The sequence below is a fragment of the Halalkalibacter kiskunsagensis genome (assembly GCF_037027555.1).
Taxonomy (GTDB): domain Bacteria; phylum Bacillota; class Bacilli; order Bacillales; family Bacillaceae_D; genus Halalkalibacter; species Halalkalibacter kiskunsagensis.
In genome coordinates this window covers 14,945-37,366 of sequence record NZ_JAXBLX010000045.1, presented here as the reverse complement: position 1 = coordinate 37,366, position 22,422 = coordinate 14,945, and the positions used below count along the sequence as shown (strand labels likewise).

General features: G+C 36.5%; 24 protein-coding genes. 9 read left to right on the top strand and 15 right to left on the bottom strand.

What is annotated here, in order from left to right; translation table 11 throughout:
* Positions 1-272: 272 nt before the first annotated feature.
* Together SLH51_RS19965 and speD are read right to left on the bottom strand one after the other, a co-directional pair.
* The gene (locus SLH51_RS19965) at positions 273-431 is read right to left on the bottom strand and encodes a hypothetical protein (RefSeq protein ID WP_335963280.1); all 159 of its coding nucleotides are present in this window, start codon (positions 429-431) and stop codon (positions 273-275) included.
* A gap of 195 nt (positions 432-626) precedes the next feature.
* The gene (gene speD / locus SLH51_RS19960) at positions 627-1,430 is read right to left on the bottom strand and encodes an adenosylmethionine decarboxylase (protein ID WP_335963279.1); all 804 of its coding nucleotides are present in this window, start codon (positions 1,428-1,430) and stop codon (positions 627-629) included.
* Positions 1,431-1,624: 194 nt separating this feature from the next.
* Here speD and SLH51_RS19955 point away from each other — a divergent pair, with 194 nt between their 5' ends.
* On the top strand, positions 1,625-2,758 hold the full coding sequence (locus SLH51_RS19955) for a zinc-dependent alcohol dehydrogenase (RefSeq protein ID WP_335963278.1): 1,134 nt from the start codon (positions 1,625-1,627) through the stop codon (positions 2,756-2,758).
* 144 nt (positions 2,759-2,902) lie between these two features.
* Complete coding sequence (locus tag SLH51_RS19950) at positions 2,903-3,322, top strand: hypothetical protein (RefSeq protein WP_335963277.1); 420 nt, start codon at positions 2,903-2,905, stop codon at positions 3,320-3,322.
* A gap of 71 nt (positions 3,323-3,393) precedes the next feature.
* On the opposite strand, the gene SLH51_RS19945 is transcribed toward SLH51_RS19950, so the two are convergent.
* A complete protein-coding gene (locus SLH51_RS19945) occupies positions 3,394-4,308 on the bottom strand; it encodes a CBASS cGAMP-activated phospholipase (protein WP_335963275.1) in 915 nt (304 codons plus the stop codon).
* 230 nt (positions 4,309-4,538) lie between these two features.
* Between SLH51_RS19945 and SLH51_RS19940 the strand changes: the two genes are divergently transcribed.
* Positions 4,539-4,700, top strand: a complete 162-nt coding sequence (locus tag SLH51_RS19940; protein WP_335963274.1) for a hypothetical protein — start codon at positions 4,539-4,541, stop codon at positions 4,698-4,700.
* 122 nt (positions 4,701-4,822) lie between these two features.
* Here SLH51_RS19940 and SLH51_RS19935 read toward each other — a convergent pair whose 3' ends face one another.
* The 5 genes from SLH51_RS19935 to SLH51_RS19910 all read right to left on the bottom strand — a co-directional run bounded on the left by SLH51_RS19935 (position 4,823) and on the right by SLH51_RS19910 (position 8,503).
* Complete coding sequence (locus SLH51_RS19935) at positions 4,823-5,842, bottom strand: NADH:flavin oxidoreductase/NADH oxidase (RefSeq protein WP_335963273.1); 1,020 nt, start codon at positions 5,840-5,842, stop codon at positions 4,823-4,825.
* Between the two features lie 15 nt (positions 5,843-5,857).
* Positions 5,858-6,151, bottom strand: a complete 294-nt coding sequence (locus SLH51_RS19930) for a putative quinol monooxygenase (RefSeq protein WP_335963271.1) — start codon at positions 6,149-6,151, stop codon at positions 5,858-5,860.
* A 512-nt stretch (positions 6,152-6,663) separates the two neighbouring features.
* Entirely contained in the window at positions 6,664-7,275 is a 612-nt protein-coding gene (locus tag SLH51_RS19920) for a flavin reductase family protein (protein ID WP_335963269.1), read from the bottom strand.
* 75 nt (positions 7,276-7,350) lie between these two features.
* Positions 7,351-7,800, bottom strand: coding sequence for a MarR family winged helix-turn-helix transcriptional regulator (locus SLH51_RS19915; RefSeq protein ID WP_335963268.1), 450 nt, complete (start codon positions 7,798-7,800; stop codon positions 7,351-7,353).
* Positions 7,801-7,996: 196 nt separating this feature from the next.
* Positions 7,997-8,503, bottom strand: coding sequence for a type 1 glutamine amidotransferase domain-containing protein (locus tag SLH51_RS19910; protein WP_335963266.1), 507 nt, complete (start codon positions 8,501-8,503; stop codon positions 7,997-7,999).
* Between the two features lie 152 nt (positions 8,504-8,655).
* Here SLH51_RS19910 and SLH51_RS19905 point away from each other — a divergent pair, with 152 nt between their 5' ends.
* Positions 8,656-9,138, top strand: coding sequence for a YqeG family HAD IIIA-type phosphatase (locus SLH51_RS19905; protein ID WP_335963265.1), 483 nt, complete (start codon positions 8,656-8,658; stop codon positions 9,136-9,138).
* A 115-nt stretch (positions 9,139-9,253) separates the two neighbouring features.
* On the top strand, positions 9,254-10,180 hold the full coding sequence (locus tag SLH51_RS19900; RefSeq protein WP_335963264.1) for a VanW family protein: 927 nt from the start codon (positions 9,254-9,256) through the stop codon (positions 10,178-10,180).
* A 92-nt stretch (positions 10,181-10,272) separates the two neighbouring features.
* Here SLH51_RS19900 and SLH51_RS19895 read toward each other — a convergent pair whose 3' ends face one another.
* From SLH51_RS19895 to dacB, 3 genes are all read right to left on the bottom strand, one after another.
* The gene (locus SLH51_RS19895; protein WP_335963262.1) at positions 10,273-11,370 is read right to left on the bottom strand and encodes a hypothetical protein; all 1,098 of its coding nucleotides are present in this window, start codon (positions 11,368-11,370) and stop codon (positions 10,273-10,275) included.
* Positions 11,371-11,453: 83 nt separating this feature from the next.
* Positions 11,454-11,702, bottom strand: a complete 249-nt coding sequence (locus tag SLH51_RS19890; protein ID WP_335963260.1) for a hypothetical protein — start codon at positions 11,700-11,702, stop codon at positions 11,454-11,456.
* 54 nt (positions 11,703-11,756) lie between these two features.
* On the bottom strand, positions 11,757-13,226 hold the full coding sequence (dacB, locus tag SLH51_RS19885) for a D-alanyl-D-alanine carboxypeptidase/D-alanyl-D-alanine endopeptidase (RefSeq protein WP_335963258.1): 1,470 nt from the start codon (positions 13,224-13,226) through the stop codon (positions 11,757-11,759).
* 161 nt (positions 13,227-13,387) lie between these two features.
* On the opposite strand from dacB, the gene SLH51_RS19880 reads away from it, so the two are divergent.
* From SLH51_RS19880 to SLH51_RS19865, 4 genes are all read left to right on the top strand, one after another.
* On the top strand, positions 13,388-13,642 hold the full coding sequence (locus SLH51_RS19880) for a DUF1292 domain-containing protein (protein ID WP_335963257.1): 255 nt from the start codon (positions 13,388-13,390) through the stop codon (positions 13,640-13,642).
* Positions 13,643-13,655: 13 nt separating this feature from the next.
* Entirely contained in the window at positions 13,656-13,853 is a 198-nt protein-coding gene (locus SLH51_RS19875) for a hypothetical protein (protein ID WP_335963256.1), read from the top strand.
* 156 nt (positions 13,854-14,009) lie between these two features.
* On the top strand, positions 14,010-15,092 hold the full coding sequence (locus SLH51_RS19870; protein WP_335963255.1) for a YkvI family membrane protein: 1,083 nt from the start codon (positions 14,010-14,012) through the stop codon (positions 15,090-15,092).
* A 182-nt stretch (positions 15,093-15,274) separates the two neighbouring features.
* Positions 15,275-16,474 (top strand): MFS transporter, encoded by a 1,200-nt coding sequence (locus tag SLH51_RS19865; RefSeq protein ID WP_335963254.1) that lies wholly within the window; start codon positions 15,275-15,277, stop codon positions 16,472-16,474.
* Between the two features lie 85 nt (positions 16,475-16,559).
* On the opposite strand, the gene SLH51_RS19860 is transcribed toward SLH51_RS19865, so the two are convergent.
* The 4 genes from SLH51_RS19860 to SLH51_RS19845 form a co-directional block, all read right to left on the bottom strand.
* Positions 16,560-17,039: a metal-dependent hydrolase gene (locus SLH51_RS19860; RefSeq protein ID WP_335963253.1), complete on the bottom strand. Its 480-nt coding sequence runs from the start codon at positions 17,037-17,039 to the stop codon at positions 16,560-16,562.
* A gap of 164 nt (positions 17,040-17,203) precedes the next feature.
* Positions 17,204-19,648 carry a DNA topoisomerase IV subunit A gene (gene parC, locus SLH51_RS19855; RefSeq protein WP_335963252.1) on the bottom strand — a complete coding sequence of 815 codons (2,445 nt, stop codon included), beginning with the start codon at positions 19,646-19,648 and terminating at the stop codon, positions 17,204-17,206.
* Between the two features lie 2 nt (positions 19,649-19,650).
* Positions 19,651-21,603, bottom strand: a complete 1,953-nt coding sequence (gene parE / locus SLH51_RS19850) for a DNA topoisomerase IV subunit B (protein ID WP_390184020.1) — start codon at positions 21,601-21,603, stop codon at positions 19,651-19,653.
* Between the two features lie 363 nt (positions 21,604-21,966).
* Positions 21,967-22,380: a CoA-binding protein gene (locus SLH51_RS19845; protein WP_335963281.1), complete on the bottom strand. Its 414-nt coding sequence runs from the start codon at positions 22,378-22,380 to the stop codon at positions 21,967-21,969.
* Positions 22,381-22,422 lie beyond the last annotated feature (42 nt).

Sequence of the window (22,422 nt, the reverse complement as noted above, 5' to 3'; positions counted from 1 at the left end):
AAAGTCTGAAAAAAACGGATTTAAAAATTCTGCCTGTCTTTGAATTTTTAAATTAGGCAATTATGAAATTGATTCAAAATGTTAGAATAATACAAAAATTTTTAAAAAGACCTCAGAACAGGTGGTTACAATTTATAAAATAGGTAGACCTGTGCCCTCTAAGGCAAAGGCCTACCTATTTTACTGTTAATAAGGTATATTGAACAACTCTGGAACGGTAAATACAAGCAATTAACGTAAAAAGGGTTAAGCAAAAATCAGTAGTATGTTACTCATCCTGTTCTAATTCGCTTACGTTTGATTGTTTTTTCTTGTTGATTTTCTGCAATGATTGTTCTTTCTCCACCGTCTGAAATCTCTTCTGCAAATTCTGTTCTCTCTTCGCTTTTACTCAAAAGATGTTCAAGTGGCTCGCAATGATCTTTTGACATGATTCCAACTCCTTATGTGTATGATGTAATTTATTATTTGCAAAACAACTGTAAATATTAAAGTCTCAAAATGATGCCTTTCACAGAACAGTTACTTTTGTCTTGAAAGTGGATAATTTCTAGTTTTCTCGCAATTGTTATTCCTCAAGATTCAGAAATGACCACCAGCTCATTTTTACTGGTGGCCAATAATTATCATTGTATATTCTTACCATAAAAAATCTCATCCATCTCAGTAGTGAGCTTAGCAGCAATTTCTTCTGCTTCTCCTGGATGTAAATTTACTTTTGTAGTACCAAATAAATAGTTATCTAAATCAAAGTCTTTTAGCTTGCATTTCGTATGAAAAATGTTTTCTTGATAGATATTTACATCAATCATGTCATATAACTTTTTCACTTCATCCGGTATGTAATTTTGGATTGAATTAATTTCATGATCAATAAATAACTTTTGCCCTTCTATATCCCTAGTAAAGCCTCGAACTCGGTAGTCCATTGTCATTATATCTGTTTCGAAAGAATGGATTAAATAATTTAATGCTTTTAATGGAGAAATTTCTCCACAGGTCGATACATCGATATCCGCTCTAAATGTACTAATGCCTTCTACCGGATGATATTCAGGGTACGTATGCACCGTAATATGGCTTTTCTCCAATGACAAAACAACCGCCTCTGGCAGTGGACCAGGTGATTCATCGTATGATTCTGTCGGCACTTCCACAACGGGACCTTCTGACACTAACAAAGTAACACTTGCTCCTTGTGGGACGAAATCTTGTTTTGCCACATTTAACACATGTGCCCCTATTATCTCGGTTACATTTTTTAATATGTTTGTTAACCGATCTGCATTATATTGTTCATCAATATAATGCAGATAAGCATCACGTTCTTCTTTTGTTTTCGTGTAACAAACATCATACATATTAAAACTTAATGATTTCGTTAAGTTATTAAATTCATGTAGTGTAATACGTTGCTCTGGCGTTATCATAAGGTCCCCCTTATTTTTCAATTATCGTATCGTATCCTGCTCATATTATTATGTTACCCATCTTTGACATTCTAAAACAACTTATGAACATCGTTTTTACATGATGTAAATAATTAACTGATAGCTGAAGTGCCTTTAGTAAATACTAGGGTAACTGATTCTATTTAGAAGAAAGATATGAATGGAGTGAAATAATGAAAGCTGTTACGTATCAAGGACCAAATCATGTGGAAGTTACTAACGTAAAAGATGCAGAAATAAAAAAGAATGATGATGTAATCGTGAAAATAACATCCACTGCTATATGTGGATCTGATTTGCATTTGTATCAAGGAAACATGCCTTTACCAAAAGGCTATAGCATTGGTCATGAACCGATGGGGATTGTCGAGGAAGTTGGTCCTGACGTGACAAAAGTCAAAAAAGGCGACCGAGTTGTAATTCCATTCAATGTTGCTTGTGGTCATTGTATTTATTGTGAACGTGATCTAACAAGTCAATGTGACAATTCCAATCCTCACTACGATTCAGGAGGCTATTTTGGTTATACTGAAAAATTCGGCAATCATCCTGGAGGTCAAGCTGAGTATTTAAAGGTTCCATTTGGTAATTATACTCCCTTTGTTATCCCTGAGTCTTGTGAACTAGAAGATGAATCACTTCTGTTTTTATCGGATGTATTGCCAACAGCCTATTGGAGTGTCGAACATGCTGGTGTCAAAGAAGGAGATACTGTTATTGTCCTTGGTTCTGGACCTGTCGGTTTAATGACACAAAAATATGCATGGAGAAAAGGAGCCAAACGAGTTATTGCCATTGATTATTTAGACTATCGCTTAGCGCATGCGAAAAAAACAAACAACGTTGAGATTTATGATTTTACAGAGTTTCCTGATATGGGTGAACACCTAAAAGAAATCACGCAAGGTGGAGCCGATGTGGTCATTGACTGTGTTGGAATGGACGGGAAAAAGTCACCTCTTGAGCTTATCGAGCAAAAATTAAAGCTTCAAGGGGGGACGCTTGGTCCAATACAGATTGCCACAAAAGCGGTAAGAAAAGCGGGGACTGTTCAACTTACAGGCGTGTATGGGAGCAATTACAATTTGTTTCCATTAGGTGCATTTTTCTCAAGAAATATCACATTAAAAATGGGCCAAGCACCTGTAATTCCGATTATGCCAAAATTATATAAACAAATAATCAATAATGAATATGATCCAAGAGAAATTATTACCCATAAAGTAGCTCTTGAAGATGCAAGTCAAGCGTACAAAGAATTTAATGATCATAAAGATCATTGTATTAAAGTTGTATTGAAACCTTAATACAACCATAAAAGATGTCTCTATTATCCCGAGGATTGGACTTTCAAACATCCTTTTCTCTTATATATTCAAAAAAATTCTTTCTTTTGTGTCACAAACACCCAATGGGTGAATACCATGTGGTTATAAAAGGAGGAGATAAAGATGCACAATTACCCTATGAATCAATTTGGTCCACAGCAAATGCAACCGGGAGCAATGGATCCTACACTCCAACAACAGCAAACACAACCAGGGGCAATGGATCCAGCATATCAGCAACAGCAAATGCACGACTTATGTCAACAATATTATAATCATTTAATGCAGTTTGAAACAACTGACGGGCAAGTTCATGACGGAATTATTGATAGCGTAGATCAAAATGGTGTTAACATGCTGATCCCTGATGGAGACACTGAACAACGCAACAATGATCAACGATACGGTTTTGACGTTGGGTATGGTGGCTATGGCGGCTATCCGCCTTACGGATATGGTTATCCAAGACGATTCCGCCGATTCAGACGTCAGAGATTCCCGTTCTATCTATTAAGAAGTTTATTCTTCCCATACTTTTATTAAAATTGTTATTCGCTATAGGACATCAAGAGTACATCAGGTAAAGCCTGGTGTACTCTACTAATGACTCAATCTTACTTAGCATTTAAAAATCTCTTTACTTCATCTTTCTTTTCTAAGAAAATATTTCTTCCTAATTCTATAAGCTCGTCCATGAACTTCACTTCATCAAATGGAACTTCACTCCCAAGCTTCTCATTTAATCGAAAATATTTTTCACCTAATAGGATTTGACAATGATATGAAATGGATTCCGAAGATAAATCAAGCGCTAAATCAAGTAGTTTCGGTTGTACTTTCATCGACATGAAGCGAAATGGCAGCCAATTTTTAATTCCCCAATATTTATCATCTTCCATTTTGTATTCAATGTCTTGCGCCCCTGTACCTAGGGATAATATTTGAATGTCTTCAATGCTTTTCTGAAAGAAATCCATCGCCTCTGTGACGCAAACCAATGAAGGGTTATTCGCCCACAATCCGCCATCAACAGATAAATACCTATTCTTGATGTTATTTGGGGGAAAATAAACAGGTGCTGAACAAGAAGATAAAACAGCATCCCATAGTTTAATCGATAAATCATCGCTATCAGGGTGTCCATAGTTTGACCTGTAAACATATGGCTTTCCATGAGTCACATCTACAGCGGGAATTAATAACGGTTTTTCTATATCAGCTAGTGTCAAATCACCAAACGTATTTTGGAAAAAGCGACGTAAATAGCGGTCGCTATAGACGCTTTTAAATAAACCTATTTTAGCCTGACGTATAAAGATTTTCTTGCTAAATTCCTTGTAGTTATCGAGTACAGATGTCATCTCATTTTTTAAAATGACTGATGTCGCAATGATAGAGCCTGTGCTAGTTCCAGCAACGATGTCAAAAAGCTCACTGATTGGTCTGTTTAACTCTTCTTCTAATGCTTGTAAAATGGCAACGGCAAATACACCTCGAATTCCCCCGCCATCTATACATAATATCTTCATTGGTCATCTCACCTTAATTTTAACGGTATTTTCTTATATCATTCACATCCCTATCCTAGACTATGACGATACTAACAATTTTCCTTATTAAAAAATAAGTCATCTCGAAAATGAAAGCTTATTTATAAAAAGGCTTTTGCATTATTGTCTTCACTTTTTGTATATAACTTTATTCTTTAAGAGAAATTAAAAGCATAGTTTTTTTATTACTTTTAAAAGGAGGTTCTAATTTGGAAGGAAAAAACCGATTTGAATTTGATCGATATACTGCTGCAGATCTCAGTCCTGAACTATTAGAGCGTGTTACATCATTAGAAGAGGATATTAGAAGTGCTACTGCCAAAGATGTTGTTCTTATCGCCTATGAAGAAAGTGATCATAACCCTTCTTAAAAATCAAAGACCTGTTATCAAAGAGGCCACAGAAAAAGGTTGCTTTTTACCTTTTTCTGTGGCCTTTAATTTCATCTTATGCAGTGGATCCTTATCAAACAGGTCTCTGTTTTAAGGATGTGTTAAATGCTAAATCCAGCTCTTAGAGCATTAGGAGTGAGAATCTCTCCTCCTAATGCAATTGATGCTTCATTTGCCCAAAACGGATTCCGTAACATTCCTCTACCAACTGCAACAAGATCTGCTTTGCCTGCACGTACTACTTCATCACTAAACGATGGTTCTTCCATTCTTCCTACTGCAATCACAGGGACATCCAATGCCAGCTTAACTGATGTAGCTAAATCTACTTGATACCCTGGTCCTGAAAAATCTGGTCCGTTATTGCTTTCTCCACCAGAAGAAATATGGAATATATCAACACCAGCTTCTTTGTACTTTTTCGCTAGTTCTATCGCATAGTTCACATCATACCCTTCCTCTGCATACTCAGTAGCTGAGATCCTTAAGATCAGTGGCATTGATTCCGGCATTACTCGACGAGCTGCTTGTATAACCTCCCTGCCAAATAAACTCTTATCTTGACCGTATTTATCTTCTCGTTTATTAGTCAAAGGAGATTGAAATTGATGAATTAAATAACCGTGAGCTCCGTGTATTTCAATTGTATCAACACCAGCCGCGACAGCTCTCTTAAATGCTAATTCAAATTTCGTAACCATTTCTTCTACTTCTTTTGTTGTTAATTCTTTTGGAGAGTTGTATTGATCGGAAAATGCGACAGATGTAGAAGATACAGGAACATCGGCATCTTCCGCTTTGCGACCAGCATGAGCGATTTGAATTCCAACTTTTGCTCCATAACTTTGACAAGACTTAATGATTCGTTCAAAAGAAGGAATATGATCATCTGACCACATCCCTAAATCATAATCAGATATTCTTCCATCTGGGTCTACATCAGTCATTTCCATAATAATTAATCCTGTTCCTCCGATTGCACGACTTGTATAATGAATGAAATGCCAATCATTCGGTTTTCCATCTTTAGCTTTTACAGAGTATTGACACATAGGCGGCATCACAATTCTATTTTTCAGATTTAATTCTTTTAATTTAAATGGATCTAATAATGTTGACATAAGGCCTCTTCCTTTCTAGTACTTCTTTGATACGGCAAACTGTTCGACTCGCGGAGGTGTAGCAAAGCATTCTCCAGCTTGTTCGCCAAACTGTTTGAAATGATCGGTTCCATTATGAAGTAATACAGCAGCTTCATCCTTCCACTCTTCTACCATAATAAATTTTGATTTATCGTTTGTATCTTCATATAGATGATACATTGTATTTCCGTCCTCTTGTTTGGAATGTTGAATTAAACTCTGTACTTTTTCCAGAAACAAATCACGTTTTTCATGTTTCACATGAATATGAGCATGGATTACTATCAACAAAATTCCTCCTACATTTTTTCTTGAAGTTCAATTACACTATAGTTATTTCCTCAAACAAAGGCAAAATATCTGCTCACAATTGTTATTTCTCCATTTGGGCTTCATCTACATATCTCCATATTTTCTTAAAATAAAAATTAAACAAACGTTTGATTAATTTCCACTTAGAACTCTACTATAAAAATCTTAGCTTTCCTGGGCAAGCGCATAATTCTACATATTCAGAGTATTGTTGCCTATTAATGCTTTTACAAAAAAAGCTCCACGCTAATTTAATGGAGAATCGCGAGAGATTTACTCGCTTATTTATCTCTTTTTTAATCCAATAAGCAACTTTAATCGTACGCTTAGCTTGGTATTTTGCTGCTTCTTTTACATCCTCTTGCATTTTTCCATCTTGACTACTGTAACACTCGTTCCGGAATGTCTAGAATTTCACACAATCTCAAATTTATATATTACGAATTCAAGATATAATTCGTGAAAAGCTTTTAGAATTTCACTTTTCCTTAAGTAGGTCGTTCCAATTCAAACAGCTCACCTAATTTCGCATACGAATTTCCTGCTAATCGAGCCACTGGCTGCAACCCTTTTGCATCAATTTTTCCATTCTCATACAATTCATTACAAATATGATACATGACAACTCGGCCAATTAATAATTCACAAGTTGGTCGTTCTTTTGTGCCACCAAGTGAAATCACCTCTTCAAGTACACATTCCATTCGCACCCTTGCTTCTTTAATACCCGGCACACTTATTTTCAAACTATCTATTACAGTTAAATTAGCATCTTCAACTTCACTTTCGTTTGATGGTAGATTCTTAGCTGTCATATTTAGTTGGTGAATATATGATACATCTGAAACATGAACGACAAATTCCTTCAGTGAAATCGCATTTCTTGATGTATCTTTCATTTCCCCATTTTTTCTCTGCACTGAAATGGAGATCATCGGAGGATTGGTTGAGACAACATTAAAATAACTAAAGGGTGCAGCATTTAGAACACCCTCCTTAGAGAGCGTTGTAACAAATGCTACTGGTCTAGGGATAATACTTCCTGTTAGGAATTTATAATTATCACGTTCAGCTAAATTATTTGGATTAATTGACTTCAAAGAAACTCCTCCTGTCAGTGCTCACTTATTATCAATTCATTTATTCTTAATTGGAGATATATTCTTTTAAAAAAATTAGCGCTCTTCTGCATAAAAGCCTAATTTTTTTAGCTGTGATATCATAACCTCTTTCTCACCTTGTTCAAGACCTCCAAAGATTTCCTGGATTGCTTCTCTATGCTTAGGGAAAATTTCATCCATTAAACGGTCGCCTACCTCTGTTATAGCTGCGTACGTTACACGACGATCCTTTGGACAAGGCTTTCTTTCTAGCAATTGTTTTTTTTCTAATTTATCAACGACATACGTAATACTGCTACTTGCAAGTAATACTTTTTCACCGATTTTTTGAATTGGCTGATTTCCTTTACTATAAAGTAGCTCCAGGACTCCGAATTCTGTCGGATTAAGGCCATAACTTTTAATGTCTTCTTCCACTCGTTTCGTAATCGCTTGTATCGCACGCGTCATGACAACAAACAATTTCAACGATTGATCTTGATCGAACGCTTCGTTTTGTTTCATCTAATCCTTCCTTTGACATGTATCTCGAATTCGAGGTAATTATATAATTAATCAACTCTCTTGTCAACACTAGAAACAGCTTGCTTCACAATTCTCACTGATATAAAAATGATCTTCGGACGATGTATTGCAAAATTGATAAGGGCAAGGATTTTAGACTCCCTGCCCCTTTGAATTTGATTTTTCTTCACTCCTATTATGAGAGCTTTACTAATATTTCTCGGATGAACGCTGGCTCATCCTTAGGAGTACGAGAAGTTATTATGTTTTCACTTACGACAACTTCCTCATCCTTAAAGTCAGCACCAGCTAATTTCACATCGTCTCTAATACCAATATAACAAGTAGCTTGTTTTCCATCCAATACATTTGCACTTATCATTACTTGAGGTCCATGACAAATGCCAGCTATAAGTTTGCTTTGTGCATTTACTTCTCTTACAAAACGAACAATGTCGTCATTTACTCTTAAAGCTTCTGGTGCTCCACCGCCTGGAATAATTACCGCATCAAAATCGGTTGCCTTCACATCCGTAGCAGCTAGTTCTGACGTATACACGGTTCCCGTTTTCCCTTTACATTCAACATTTTTCTCTAACCCAATAATTGTTGTTTCATGACCTGCTTCTCTTACTGCTTCATAAGGGTTTTTCATTTCAGAGTCTTCAAATCCATTTGCTAATAGAAATGCTACTTTTGCCATTATAACAACCTCCATGCTGTAAGATAAAATGCCTTAACTGCATAAAATGTTATACCACATTTATGTATTTTGTAAACATTCAGATGGTTTTTTTGTTAAAATAATGTACGAAAACAAAAACATTTAAACAACAAAGGCAGTGAAAAAACAATATGAGATATTTTAAGCCCGACTTTGAACTTCATCATTTCTCAGATATTACTGTAGAATGGCTAGAAAGAAATAACATTCAAACGATTTTTTCTGATTTAGATAGTACTCTTGCTAGTCACGATCTTCCTGCTGGTGACGAGTTACGTAATTGGATTAATATGCTAAAAGAGCACAACGTTCAATTAGTCATTGCATCCAATAATAGTCAAGAACGTGTTGATCGCTTTTGTGATCCATTTACAATTATCGGCTTTGGACATTGTAAGAAACCAACTGCAGGTGAAGTAAAAAAACATATGCGTGCTATCAATGCAAAAGAAGAAACAAGTCTCTTTTTAGGAGATCAATTATTTACTGATATTTGGTGTGGGAAACGTGTCGGCATTAAAACTGCATTAGTAAAACCAATAGGACAAGAACATGAACCGATCCAAATCGTCTTCAAACGAAAAATTGAAAATTGGGTGAAAAAAAGGTGGTAACCGTCGGATATAGATTCAGTTTTTTTACTGGATCTTTTTTCATTTCTCTTGATTATACTTTTTCACATGAAAGGCTCCCTCCTTACTCATAATAATAAAGGGAGGTCATACACTCATGGTACAAATTGCATTAACATTTCTCATGCTCTTCATTCCATTAACAGATATAGCTGATGATTTCACTGTCATCCAAGACGGTAAAACTCTTGTAAGTGCTCATCGGTCGGAATTTATGGAAACCTTACTAGGTAAAGAAGTAATTGATATAAATAAATTCAATTACTTTCTCCAGCAGATTGATCAAAAAACCTATCAACCGCCTGTGAATGCTAAAATAGATAAATATGGAAGTATTGTTCCTGAACAAGTCGGATATAGACTTGATCATCAAAAATTCAAACATTCATTTTATCGTTATTATTTTGGACGAGGACATAGTCAAATTGAAGTGCCAAGGTTAACCTTGCACCCTCGAGTTGATAGTGAACTTTTATCGGATATCCGCATTAAACGAATTGGACAATATGTGACTTATTTTAATAGCCGCAATAAGCAACGCTCTCACAATATCTCCCTTGCATCTGAGGCCATTAATAACCAGGTTGTTTTTCCTGGAGAACTCTTTTCATTTAATGAAATTGTTGGAAAGAGAACGAAGGAAAGAGGATATTTACTTGCTCCTGTTATTGTCAAAGGTGAATTATCAGAAGGAATTGGAGGAGGCATCTGTCAAGTATCCTCTACACTTTATAATGCAGTAGACCATGCTGGCTTGGAAATTGTTCAACGTTATTCTCACAGTAGACGAGTTCCTTATGTCCCTCGCGGGCGTGATGCTACTGTTAGTTGGTATGGGCCTGATTTTGCCTTTCGAAATAAATTAAATCAACCTATTTTAATTCAATCTAAAATTTATGGTGGACAACTGATCGTCTTAATCCTCTCGTCTGATGCGATTAATTACAATCAAAAAAACATCCCCCGTGCTCCGAATAAACTACCTATAGAAATAAATATAGAAAGAAATTCCGACTCCAAATAAAGCGGGTCTGACCTCTAGTGCTTAAAGGACAGCTATTCCTAAAAAGAATTAGCCGTAAATGCATGCACTAGTTAAAGTCAGACCCTTAATGTTTATTTAATTAATATGTCAACAGGAACTTGTTCAAGCTTCCAATTGCTTGTGGGAGACTCTCTTTTCACACGAAAGGTATAGAACGCTCCAACCTCTCTCTCTCCTTTTTTTGTTATAAGAAACGTCAGTGGAATCTCATAAAGGTAAGGTCCCTCAATTGAAGGACGATTCTTTTTATGCACGACCCTTATTGATTCTACCTCATTAATCAAATCAATAGACTCTCCGTTCTTATCATGGTAAATCAGGTTTAACAAATCAAGGTCTTGTTGATTTAAAGCGATAAAGAATAATTCAATGATTTCCTTTGGAGATAATTGTTGTACAAAAGAAGTCAATAAACCACCAGCTTTATAAACCATAATTTGATGAGCTAAGTCAAGACTTTTTGAAGCATGCGTTACACTATCTTTAAAATGAATGCAAAAGTGACCTGGAAACCCATTTGCTAGTGCTCCACCACCATGTGGCATCCCATGCATTGATGCAGCGATTTTCTCATCATTATGGTGAATTAAAATTGCCCTTCGCTTCCAGCTCCATTTGCCATCATATATTTCTTTCATTATTTTCGTATCTTTTTCTGTTAACGGTTGAACATCAGCATGACTACTCCCTGCTCTTCTTTGAGCTTCGAAGTTTAGACCTGATTCTAGATCTGTAATCATAAAGCTTGTGTAACGAGGTATGAGTTGGTCAACTTCTTTCCATGAGTAGAGCTTTCCAAAGTGATGATCTTGTATTTCTTCAAAATAACTCATTAATTTATCTCTAATAGCTGAAGGTACAACCACCCTTTGTTTTTCTTTCACATCATATAGTTCAGCATTTGAATCCATTGCAAAAATCCGGACAATCCCCTTATCCTTTAGGAGTACATAGGAGGTAGTCATAGGTACGTCTAACGTCGGCCCGACCAACTGTGCGTGTAACAGAGCTTGTGCAACCTTATCTGATGACACTTGTAAAGTTGTCTGAAACAAGGAATGACTTGAAGATTTAACTACTAATAATACTTGGTCCTCTTGATGATTTGCTGATGCTACAAAGGGGCACAAGAAACTAAATAGGAAAAACAGGATGATGATTTTTTTCATTATTTGGACACCTTGCTATCGTTTATTTTTTCGTGAATCAGTCTACCCCAACGGAGTGGCCTTTCACTTTCTCTCTTTTGTATTTAGTTTTCTTCTTCAAAAATGGCAGGATTAAATAAGGAGCTTGTTATGAGATCGCTTTCGTTAACTGGCGCTCCTTCAGTATATTCTTCAATTTCTTTTTCAATTTTCTGAAGGTCTTCTTCGATTAATTTTGTTGACTCATTCGTCGCTTTTAATTGCTCTAATTTAATTTGTAGCATGTTGCGTGTTTCCATAAGTACATAAGTATTTTCAAGTTTTTCATAGTACGTTAAAGGTTGTTGGTTCATAAGATCCTCCTATATTCTTTCTACTATATTTCCTCATCTGTTCAATCATATTCGCTAACTCGATCCCCAACTAGCTAGCTTGATGACAATTTCATCTTCTAATTCCTTCGCTTTTTTTTCGTCAAGAACGTTATTAAGTAATATGGAAAAGATGAGCATTTCTCCAGTTGAAGTTTCAACATAGCCGGATAAAGAACTTACTGTATTTAATGTGCCTGTTTTCGCTTTCACTTTTCCAACTGCTTTTGAATTACTCATACGTGATTTCAATGTACCCTTATCTAAACTGTCTTGCCCGCCGACAGTCGGCAATGCACGAAAAAATGATGGGAACCACGGTTCAGCTTGAATTGAAAATAACAATTGGCTAATTTCATTAGCTGGAATTAAATTGACATGTGAGATCCCTGAACCATCTCTTATTTTTAACGTATTAGAATTCACATTAAAATTTTTCATTTCACTTTGTAGCACTTCAATACCTTTCTCAAAGCTTCCTACTCCCTTTCTCACTTTACCCATTTCCTTAATTAATGTTTCAGCATGACCGTTATTGCTGTTTTTCATAAATGGAATCAATAATTTCCTTAGGGCAATCGATTCATGCGATGCTAATGGTGTTGCCTCTTCAGGTGTTTTCCCCCTTTTGATCGTACCAAGGAGTGTAATCCCATGTTCTTTTAATGATTCTTTTGTTAAGTGCAAGACAAAATCTGTTGGTTCCCATATTGCAACCCATTTCTTTGGATAATCACAATGGAGAGGAACCTGTCCTTCAATTTGAACTTCATTGCTGCCATGTTTCCGAGTAACCGACACATTCGCTAGTTGATTTTCTGAGACTGTTATTGTGTTGTTAATGATATCTACATAAGTTGTATGAGGAGTGAGTGAAATGCTTCCTGGTTCTCCTATTATGTCACCTGGAGCTACTTCTATGATTACAGTACCTGCATCATAATCTTTATTTGGAGAAGCTGTTAAAGCTGAAATGGCTGCACCATAATAAGTGGTTTCATCACTCCATGGTAGATCAACTGAATAACGAATATCATCGAACCAGTTATCATCTCCTATTAAATCACCACGAATAAGCGTGACCCCTTTATTCTTTAGTTTTTCAATTAGTTCATCAATATTTTCCTTCAGAAGAGTCGGATCGCCTTTACCCTTTATATATATGTTTCCGGTTACCATTTTCCAAAGGATATTCCCATTTGTAAGAAGGTCGGTTTGAAATGTATAATTTTCTCCTAAGGTCGATAAAGCGGCTGCCGCCGTTAGTAATTTCATGTTAGAAGCTGGCCTTAACCTTGTATCCCCAAAATAATCATATATAAGTTCCCCAGTAGTTGCTTTTCGGATACTAATACTTGCAAGACCACCATCCAGAACTTCGTCTTGTTGAATCAGTTGCTCTAATTCTTGCGTTAGCTCCAGTTTCTGTTCGAGTGCATAGTTCGATGGTGACCAAACCATTAAAAGAAGACATATAAAAATGAACGTTTTTATTACCTTTGCCATTTGTTCACGTCCTCTCATTTTTTAAATTCACGCTCACTACCGTTAGTATGCAAATTGTAAGGAAATCCAATTCTTCTCAAATATATTTTCTAAATCTAAGGAGACAATAATGATAGAAAGTTTTTAAGGTGATCATTTTGTATTTGTGAGGTGTTTGCTATATGGATTCGAATGAAGTAAGGGATCAAATCACTATAGAGGATGAACAAGGTCAAGAAAAAGATTATTCAGTAGAGGCGTTGTTTGACATGGAAGATCATTCATATGCCCTTTTGACTTCTAATGACGAAACGATTCTTATGAGGGTTGAAGACAATAACAATGAGCAGTATTTAGTCGGAATTTCAGATCCAAATGAAAGAGATTCGATATTACACGCTTACGAAATAGCAGTTGAAGCAAATCCAGCAGAATAACGAGGTGAACTAAATGGCAGAAGACGGTAGAAGTGATGTTCAAGATCATGTTCGAATGGGACAAGGGCAAATGGGTTTATTTGGCTTAACTGGACCAGATGAAATCGCTGACTATAAATTAACCTGGAAAAAAGAAACAACTGGGCAAATTAGCAGGGAATATGATGGAGCTTCTGCTACATCAGTAGAAACTGAACAAAAAGAAGAATAATGAAATAAGCAGTACCCAAAACAAGTCTGCCCCCGATTTACTAGTGCATCATCATACGAGTGATTTTCGTATTTTGTATTATCGGGGTTTGACCTCTTCTACTTTTTTATTGTAACGTCCTGTCAAATCGCAACTTATAAATTGGTGGTGGTAATAGTGGATAAAGATTCACCAGAGAGATTAAGCTCCTTAAAAATTGCGGCAACCTACATTGGAACAATTGTGGGTGCAGGTTTTGCATCTGGACAAGAAGTGCTTCAATTTTTTAGCGCGTATGGAATACTTGGTATTTCAGGCATTGCTTTAGCAACAGTCCTATTCTTCCTATTCGGATACTTAATTTTAACGATAGGACGTGCTCTTAGTGCAACAGCTTATGTAGAAGTCGTTCGCTTTTCAAATGGGAGATATATAGGCACAATCATTGATCTTATTATTACCATTTTTTTATTCGGTGCGTTAGCTGCAATGATCGCTGGAGCAGGTGCAATCTTTGATGAACAATTTCAATTATCACCATGGTTTGGTACGGTTTTAATGGCACTTTTATCACTTCTAACCGTTGTGAGAGGAATTGAAGGAGTGATCAATGCGATTAGCTACGTTGTTCCTATACTATTATTAACTGTTTTAGTTATCGCTATTTACGGAATTTACCGAAATCCTATCACATTGGAAGATATTGAATTGACTAAATCCTTAGTTGGGGCTGCACCCAATTGGATTATAGCTTCACTTAATTATGTATCCTTTAACCTAGTGATCGCTGTTGCCATCTTAGCACCAATGGGACCAAACGCCCAAAGTCAAAAAAACCTTTTTTGGGGTGCTTTGTTCGGTGCATTAGGCTTAGGCTTAGGAATATTGGCTATGTACTTTGCGGTATTGTCGAATATATCAGAGGTGGCTTCAGTTAAAGTACCTATGATTTATATTGCCTCATTGCTTTCCCCTTTTGTTCAACTTTTTTTTGCTATCGTGCTATTCTCCGCGGTTTTCTCAACTGCAGTAAGCAACTTGTATGGATTTGTTTCAAGAATGACATTTATTAATTCACGTTTTCGAATATGGCTGATCATATTAACAACCGTTGCCGCATTCATTTTTAGTCAGGTTGGATTTTCAAATTTGGTAAAGTATTTATATCCAGCAGTTGGATACGGTGGATTTCTTTTCTTTGCTGGCCTATTGTACGTGTGGATGTTTAAGAGAAAAATCATTCTAAATAGCGCTAAATAGTATATTTGGCAGATGCACTCGAAAGAATCTACAGAGGTCCGCATGTTTAACTTACTAAAAAAGTGAATTAAGGAGCCACCTCTCCTACTATACAATGAAGTTTCTAATTGACAGTTTTCACTTCAATGTATACTATTTAAAGCGAAAGCGCTTAACTTTTTTATAGACTGGAGGGGTTATGATTGCAGGAAGCAATTCTAACAGATCAAACTGATGAACCACGCGCCTCAAAGAAAGACCATGTGATTTTCCTAAGTACGGTTTTTTGTTTTTGGTTTTCTACATATATTTATATCCCTGTTTTTGGTTTATATTTGGAAAATACCGGTTTTTCTTATTCACTAATTGGGATTATACTAGGAAGCTATGGTGTAACACAAATCCTTCTACGCTTCCCATTAGGAGTGATTTCAGACCGACTTATCGGGTTAAGGAAGCAGTTATTAATCTTCGGATTTTTTGCTGCACTAGCTAGTAGTCTTCTTCTTCTATTTTCAAATTCGTTTTTTGCTATTTTTACCGCTCGTCTTCTAGCCGGGATAACAGCGGCTATGTGGGTAATGGCAACCGTTTTGTATTCACAGTATTTTCATACTGATCAAGCGTCGAAAGCGATGAGCAGAATTCAATTTTTAACTGTTTTTGCGCAATTTTTCAGTATGATTATTAGTGGTTATTTAGTCCTCTATCTTGGTTGGAATTTTCCTTTTTGGGTTGCTGCAATTACATCAATTATTGGCATTTTCTTAGCTTTTCAGATAAAGGAAGTTTCTATTTCCAGTAGCAAACAAGAATTTCATTTAACCTCTCACATAAAGAAAACGTTCCAATTAAAAGGGTTAAAAACGATTACATTTTTATCATTAAGTGCACATGCTATACTGTTTATTACGATTTTCGGATTCTCACCAATGTATGCTACGTATTTATCAGAAGCTTCTTATGCGATCACTATACTGATTTGCGCGTTCTTCATTCCACACGCACTTGCATCTGTATGGCTTATGTATTATAAGATTGATTTAAGAAACCAAAAAAAAGTTTTACTTGTAAGCTTTTTAGGAACAACATTGTTTCTATTCTTTATTCCTTTAGCAAATTCTTTACTGACTTTATCTCTAGTTCATGCTGGCATTGGATTAACGTTAGGTATTATTTTTCCTTTGTTACTGGGCATGGTCATACAAGTTAGTACTATCGACTTAAAAAATTCAGCCATGGGATTTTATCAATCATTTTATGCGATTGGCATACTACTAGGTCCTTTATTGGCAGGTGAGATTGCGGAACGAGCGGAGTTATTTTTTGTATTCTATTTATGTGGAGTTCTTTCAATCATTGCAACATTAGCTGTTCTCTTCATTTCAAGTAAAAAGAAATGACCAATTACAATATCCGTACCATTATTGTAAGATCCTCAATTTCCTGTACTCTATATAAAGGAATTGAGGATCTCGCTTTATAAAATTACACTACTAACAAATAAATTGTCATTACTATTAAGATTGCCATAACACTAGTTTCTCCAATAATTGAACCTGTTTTCACATAAAAAGGGATTCTAATATTTGATTTGATTGGGTAAAAGAGCTTTGTCCCTTGAGGTGTTAGTAAATCTAACAGTATGTGACTGATCACGCCAACTACAATCCCTAATTGTAAGTCATAAGAACCTCTAAATTCAAATTGCTCTAATCCAAAATAAATAAGAAAAATAAATAACAAACTGTGTGTAATTGAACGATGCCCAAACATTTTGCTTAACAAATTTGACAACAATGGGACTGTTCTTCCGATCATAGACCGTGGATGACAAATATCCGGTATAATGGCTCCAAAAAGAGCTGCACCGTAAAAAATCATAGGTTCTTGATTAGGTACTGATAGGATATTGGCTGTAAAAGTAGCTGCCGCTAATCCACCTACTATGTGTGTTGGTCCTTTCATGATGCTTCATCCTTTTCCTGTTACTTTACATAACTTCATTATCGTAAACTCAATACTCCATTTGCATTCTCTCTATATAATCACAATACCACAGAACGTTCGTTCTCACCAACGAAGCATGCCCATATAATGATTACAAGTCAGAAAAACGATGAGTAGAATATCTACTCATCGTTTGATTTCTCTGTTGTTATTTCTTTCCAAATATCAACAATTGAGCCTTCAGACGTTGTATCAATAATAAATGAACCATTGTTATATCGATCACTATTCCGGAATGTAGCTGGAGACAGTTTGACAGTTGCTCCTTTTTCAGTTTGGATCATGTACGTATCTACTTTTGAAGCAACTCTCCTGCAAGCAACGATGCGATGTGGGTTGGATTTAAGTTCACGTAACATAACAAGTCCGCGCTTTGCTCGACTAGATTTATCGAATTCAGAAATCGATATTTTCTTTGCCGCTCCACGTTGAGTAATTATAAGGAATTCGACCTTTTCATCAATGCTAAATGTAGTAGCATCAATCACTTCGTCATCATCTTTTAAGTTAATTGCTTTTACTCCGGCTGCACGTTGACCTACAAGATTTATCTCATCCTCACCTAGCCATAACCCATAGCCCAACTTAGTAGCAATGAAGACTTCTTGATTTCCGTTTGTTTTTCTTACAGAAATCACTTCATCATCATCTTTTAATTTAACTGCCATTAATGGTTTTGAGTAACGTTGTGCTTGATATAGGGATAATTGAGATCGTTTAGCCATCCCATTTTTTGTTAGGAAAAGTAGAGATTCTTCCTCGCTGAAAGACTCTATTCCCATTGCTTCTACGATTTCATCATCTTTATCAATTCCAACTATATTTGCAATGTGCTGACCATTATCTTTCCAACGGATATCTGGAAGTTGATGTATTGGTAAATAGAGATAGTTCCCCATTTTTGTAAATAAAACCAATGTATGAGTCGTGTTTATTTCAAAATGCCCTAATAAATAATCGCCTTCTTTCATCCCTGGAGGCTCTTTGCTTGAGGCTGTGTAGGAACGAATACTTGTACGTTTCACGTAGCCTTCTTTTGTGACTGTTACCATAACATCTTCAGAAGCAATTAAGACGTCCATGTTGATTTTGATTTCTTCAATTTCGTCTTTAATAATCGTCCGCCGAGGATCAGCAAACTCTTTTTTGATCGCCTGAAGGCTAGATTTAATAACTTGAATCAGCTTTTTCTCACTTTCAAGTATCGCTTCAAGTTCATGGATTCGCCGTTCAAGTTCAGCAGCTTCTTCTTCTAAAGTTGTGATGTCAGTATTAGTTAAGCGATATAGCTGTAATGTCACAATCGCTTCGGCTTGTGCTTCTGTAAAATCAAATTTTTCAATTAAGTTATCCTTAGCATCTTTTTTATCTTTGGATGCACGAATCATTGCAATAACTTCATCTAAAATTGAAATGGCTTTAATTAAACCTTGAACGATATGCTGACGATCTTGGGCTTTTTTTAAGTCATATTTTGCCCTTCTAGTAAAAACAAGCTTTTGATGGTCAATATAGGCTTGAATTAGTGCTTGAAGTCCCATTAACTTCGGTGCTTTATTTGCGATTGCTACCATATTGAAATTATATGTAACTTGTAAATCAGTATTTTTTAATAGATAGTTTAAAATGGCACTCGCATCAGCTTCTTTTTTCAGCTCCACGACAATTCGTAATCCTGTACGATCTGTATCGTCACGCACCTCAGCAATTCCGTCGACTTTTTTATCGAAACGTAACTCATCCATTTTCTTAACTAAATTGGATTTCACAACCTCATATGGAATTTCAGTAATAACAATTTGTTCACGTCCGCCACGTATTTCTTCCACTTCTGTTTTCGCACGGACAACCACTTTCCCTTTCCCGGTACGATACGCTTGGCGAATCCCATCTATACCTTGAACCATGCCACCTGTCGGAAAGTCAGGGCCTTTAACAACTTGTAGCAAATCATCAAGCGTTGTACTCGGTTTTTCCATTTGCATAATAACACCATCAATAATTTCTCCTAAATGGTGCGGCGGAATATCCGTTGCATAGCCTGCTGATATCCCCGTTGACCCATTGACAAGTAAATTGGGATACATTGCTGGTAAAACAACCGGTTCATTTTCGGAGTCATCGAAATTGGGAATATAATCAACAGTATCACGATCAATATCCCGTAACAGCTGAGCTGCAATTTTCGAAAGACGAGCTTCTGTATAACGCATTGCAGCTGGAGGATCTCCATCAACTGAACCATTATTCCCGTGCATGTCAATTAGAAGGTTTCGCACTTTCCAATCTTGACTCATTCGAACCATCGCTTCATAAACGGATGAATCTCCATGCGGGTGATAATTACCAATTACATTACCGACTGTTTTTGCTGATTTACGGAATGGCTTCTCTGCTGTATTTCCCTCCTTGTACATCGCATATAAAATACGTCGTTGTACAGGTTTCAAGCCATCTCTTGCATCAGGTAATGCTCTTTCTTGAATTATATATTTACTATAGCGACCAAAACGATCGCCAATGACTTCTTCTAAGGGAAGGTCTAAGTAACGCTCTGTTTGTGCCAAGCTTACTCCTCCTCTATAATAGCTAAGTTTTCATTTTCTAAGATGTTTGCATCTTCTTCCATTCCAAAGGCAACGTGAGACTCAATCCATTTTCGTCTAGGTTCAACTTTATCACCCATTAATGTTGTTACTCGTTTCTCTGCACGAGCAGCATCATCAAGTTTCACGCGAATAAGCGTTCTAGTCTCTGGGTCCATTGTCGTTTCCCATAGTTGCGTAGCATTCATCTCTCCAAGACCTTTATAACGTTGAAGTGTATAGCCTCGACCCACTAACTTTGTTGCTTTATCTAGTTCACGTTCGTCCCACGCATATTCAATTACCTCTTTCTTTCCGCTTCCTTTGCTAACTTTGTACAAAGGTGGTAAAGCAATGTACACTTTGCCAACATCAAATAGTGGACGCATATACCGGTAAAAGAAGGTTAGCAAAAGGACTTGAATATGAGCACCATCTGTATCAGCATCTGTCATGATGACAATTTTATCATAATTGACATCATCTAATGTAAAGTCAGCTCCAACTCCAGCTCCAATTGTATGGATAATCGTACGTATTTCTTCGTTTTTCATAATGTCTTCAAGTTTTGCTTTTTCAGTATTGATTACTTTTCCACGGAGGGGAAGTACAGCCTGGAACTTACGGTCACGGCCTTGTTTAGCCGAACCTCCAGCTGAATCACCCTCAACTAAATATAGTTCATTTCTTTGCGGGTTTTTCGATTGGGCTGGAGTTAGTTTCCCACTTAAAAGAACATCTCTTCGTTTGCTCTTTTTTCCATTGCGCGCATCTTCTCGAGCTTTTCTGGCCGCTTCTCGGGCTTGCTGTGCTTTTAAAGATTTTTTGATCAGCATCATACTAACATCAGGATTTTCTTCAAAGAAATAGGATAGCTTTTCTGAAACGACACCATCAACTGCTGATCGTGCTTCTGAGGTCCCTAGTTTCCCTTTTGTTTGTCCTTCAAATTGTAGCTTTTGTTCAGGAACTCGAACGGAAATAATCGAAGTAAACCCTTCGCGAATATCTGACCCGTCTAGGTTTTTATCTTTTTCTTTTAATAGCTTTACTTTTCTAGCATATTCATTGACTGCACGTGTCATGGCTGCTTTTGCACCGAGTTCATGTGTGCCACCATCTTTTGTACGTACATTATTTACAAAGGATAAGACATTTTCCGTATATCCATCGTTAAATTGAAATGCGAACTCAACTTCAATATTATTTTGTTCTCCTTGAAAGAAAACAACTGGACTTAATGTTTCTTTATCCTCATTTAAATATTCTACAAACGCTTCAATCCCGTTTTCGAAATAGAATTCTTGCTGGGTACCTTCTCCGCGCAAATCAACAAGCTCTATTTTTAATCCTTTTAATAAGAAAGCGGCTTCACGCAGACGCTCTGTCAAAGTTTCAATGTTATACGCTGTTGAACTAAAAATTGTCGTATCAGGCTTAAAGTGAATCATTGTTCCTGATTTGCGTGTTTTCCCTACTTTCTCTAAAGATGTAACTGGTTTTCCACCATTTTCAAAACGCTGTTTATAAGTTTGTCCATCTCGTCTTATTTCTACAACGAGCCATTCAGAAAGTGCATTTACGACCGAAGCTCCTACACCGTGAAGACCTCCACTTGTGGCATATCCACCTTGACCAAATTTCCCACCAGCGTGAAGGACGGTCAAAATAACTTCAGGTGTTGGCTTTCCCGACCGGTGCATACCTGTTGGCATCCCTCGTCCTTCATCCGTAACAGATATACTATTATCATTGTGAACCGTAACGTTTATGTATGATCCGTGTCCAGCTAATGCTTCATCAACGGAGTTATCAACTATTTCATAGACAAGATGATGAAGACCGCGCGCATCCGTACTTCCTATGTACATCCCAGGGCGCTTTCTAACGGCTTCAAGACCTTCTAACACTTGTATTGATTCATCGTTATAATCCATAGTTTGTTTCTTAGTCAAATTTTGGTTCTCCTTTCAACATGCTACTCCAAGTATTGTAGCACAAGCGAACGAATGTTTTGATCCTGACGACAGTGCTGCTTAATCTATTGTAGCGGTTATTTCAGTATTCGCAACCTCTTTTCCATTATCCTGCATTTTCTTCAACATTCAAAAAAAGAAAAAGAAGTGCTAAATAACCTTATTATCCTTAGTTAAGATAAGATCCATGCTAGTCAGAATTATGTAAAAAAATCCTTACACCTGTAGCCCTACTACGAGTAAACTTCTCATAGTAGGGCTTACAGAGTTCGCTGCTAATGCCAAGTCCCATCTAATTCGTGTGAGACAGACTTTTCAAAACATTTATTTCCATTTTGCATGTTCGACTTTAATACATCGATTCATCACTGTTTTTATTCCTTTTTCTGTTAACATTTCATATGCTTCTTCATTTTCTAAACCAAGTTGTGCCCAAAATGATTTTGCTTCTACTTCGATTGTCTCTTTTGCAACCTCTGGCAAAAATTCACTCCGTCTAAAAACATTTACAATATCAATGTCCCCTTCAATTTCTTTTAAGGAGCCAACAGCTTTTACTCCTAAAACTTCATCAACAGAAGGATTAACTGGAATAATCTCATACCCAGCATTTTGCATTGCTTCTGATACCATATAAGACGTCCGGTCAGGGTTTGCAGAGAGCCCAACGACTGCTATACGTTTGCTCTCTTGCAATAATTGTTTGATTTCCTCATTACTTGGATACTGAATACTCAACATCATCACTCCTTCAGATTTATCGTAATCTTTTCAGCGCAT

Coding starts and splice junctions, on each gene's coding strand:
- SLH51_RS19875 (WP_335963256.1), top strand. CDS start 13,656: ATGGCAGAAGACGGTAGAAGTGATGTTCAAGATCATGTTCGAATGGGA.
- SLH51_RS19950 (WP_335963277.1), top strand. CDS start 2,903: ATGCACAATTACCCTATGAATCAATTTGGTCCACAGCAAATGCAACCG.
- SLH51_RS19915 (WP_335963268.1), bottom strand. CDS start 7,800: ATGAAACAAAACGAAGCGTTCGATCAAGATCAATCGTTGAAATTGTTT.
- SLH51_RS19890 (WP_335963260.1), bottom strand. CDS start 11,702: ATGAACCAACAACCTTTAACGTACTATGAAAAACTTGAAAATACTTAT.
- SLH51_RS19910 (WP_335963266.1), bottom strand. CDS start 8,503: ATGGCAAAAGTAGCATTTCTATTAGCAAATGGATTTGAAGACTCTGAA.
- SLH51_RS19905 (WP_335963265.1), top strand. CDS start 8,656: ATGAGATATTTTAAGCCCGACTTTGAACTTCATCATTTCTCAGATATT.
- SLH51_RS19945 (WP_335963275.1), bottom strand. CDS start 4,308: ATGAAGATATTATGTATAGATGGCGGGGGAATTCGAGGTGTATTTGCC.
- SLH51_RS19895 (WP_335963262.1), bottom strand. CDS start 11,370: ATGAAAAAAATCATCATCCTGTTTTTCCTATTTAGTTTCTTGTGCCCC.
- SLH51_RS19935 (WP_335963273.1), bottom strand. CDS start 5,842: ATGTCAACATTATTAGATCCATTTAAATTAAAAGAATTAAATCTGAAA.
- parE (WP_390184020.1), bottom strand. CDS start 21,603: ATGGATTATAACGATGAATCAATACAAGTGTTAGAAGGTCTTGAAGCC.
- dacB (WP_335963258.1), bottom strand. CDS start 13,226: ATGGCAAAGGTAATAAAAACGTTCATTTTTATATGTCTTCTTTTAATG.
- SLH51_RS19955 (WP_335963278.1), top strand. CDS start 1,625: ATGAAAGCTGTTACGTATCAAGGACCAAATCATGTGGAAGTTACTAAC.
- speD (WP_335963279.1), bottom strand. CDS start 1,430: ATGATAACGCCAGAGCAACGTATTACACTACATGAATTTAATAACTTA.
- SLH51_RS19880 (WP_335963257.1), top strand. CDS start 13,388: ATGGATTCGAATGAAGTAAGGGATCAAATCACTATAGAGGATGAACAA.
- SLH51_RS19900 (WP_335963264.1), top strand. CDS start 9,254: ATGGTACAAATTGCATTAACATTTCTCATGCTCTTCATTCCATTAACA.
- SLH51_RS19860 (WP_335963253.1), bottom strand. CDS start 17,039: ATGAAAGGACCAACACACATAGTAGGTGGATTAGCGGCAGCTACTTTT.
- SLH51_RS19965 (WP_335963280.1), bottom strand. CDS start 431: ATGTCAAAAGATCATTGCGAGCCACTTGAACATCTTTTGAGTAAAAGC.